Genomic DNA, 1,243 nt, shown 5'->3' on the forward strand with positions numbered 1-1,243 from the left:
TTTTCAGCATCGGTAAATGTACCCGCTGGTACTGTATAACTAAATGCTGTGTTCACCGTAACGGATTTATCGGTAATCGCACTAGCGACAACTGGAGGGGTATTTTTAGTGAAGGTAACTTGGTTATCTGTACTGGTACTGACTGCTGTGTTAGGGTTCCCAGCTATATCCGTAACCGCATTGGCATTAATACTAGCAATCACAGTACCCGCTTGGGTCATACCACTGACTGCCACATTGTAAGTTGTACCACCTCCTGTCACGTCGGCGGTGGTGGCTCCGGCCGTTCCACCTAGGGTAACTTTAGTAGCATCAAATACCGTCACGGGTTCACTAAATTGAACGGTGTAGTTAATCAGGTTATTTGTCGTCGGATCTGCTTGACTACTTCCTTGGTTAATCGTGACAGTGGGGGCGATACCATCAATGACCAGGGCTTTACTCCCTCCCAGGGATAGGGCTGAACCCAAGGTGGGGAGGGTTAATATAGCATTAAGTCCCCCAATATCTTGAATCGTACCGCCATCGAGGGTGAGGGCATTTATGGTCAGAGATTCTAGGTCAAGGGACTCGTCTCCCGCTTGGACAATATAGTTAAAAGTGAGGGTTTTACCGCCGCTACCACTGCTGTAGGTAGCATATTGGTCGGTAGTTCCGGTTTCCAGTTGCAGTTTAGGTTGGCCCACGACAGTAACAGGAACATCAAATTCCGTGGTAATGCTAATGGTTTTGCCAATACCATAGAGACCATCTAGGGTAGTGGAGGTGACACGGGTGATGGTGGGATAGCGATCCCGCAGGAAAATGTCCTCCGTGCCGTTAGTGTCCCCTGTCACCAGGTTGGAGGCATCAGACGCAAACACCACATAACGCCCATCGGCTGAGATACTGGGCTCATAGGAGTCGCTATTTGCCTCAGCAGCAGCGGGGTCAAGGGAGAGGCGAGTGGTGGTGTTCATCAGTGTATCCCGCAGGAAAATGTCATCCGTGCCGTTAGTGTCCCCTGTCACCAGGTTGGAGGCATAAGACCCAAACACCACATAACGCCCATCGGCTGAGATACTGGGCTGATAGGACTCGCTATCTCCCTCAGCAGCAGCGGAGTCAAGGGAGAGGCGGGTGGTGGTGTTGTTCAGTGTATCCCGCAAGAAAATGTCACTCGTGCCGTTAGTGTCCCCTGTCACCAGGTTGGAGGCCTCAGACCCAAACACCACATAACGCCCATCGGCTGAGATACTGGGCT

1 pseudogene is annotated in these 1,243 nt (G+C 51.2%); it reads right to left on the minus strand.

The features are described 5' to 3' along the window. Window positions 1-1,243: pseudogene (locus QUB77_RS23290) on the minus strand (DUF4347 domain-containing protein); the annotation flags it as partial.

Source organism: Microcoleus sp. AT9b-C3 (assembly GCF_036705485.1).
GTDB lineage: Bacteria > Cyanobacteriota > Cyanobacteriia > Cyanobacteriales > Microcoleaceae > Microcoleus.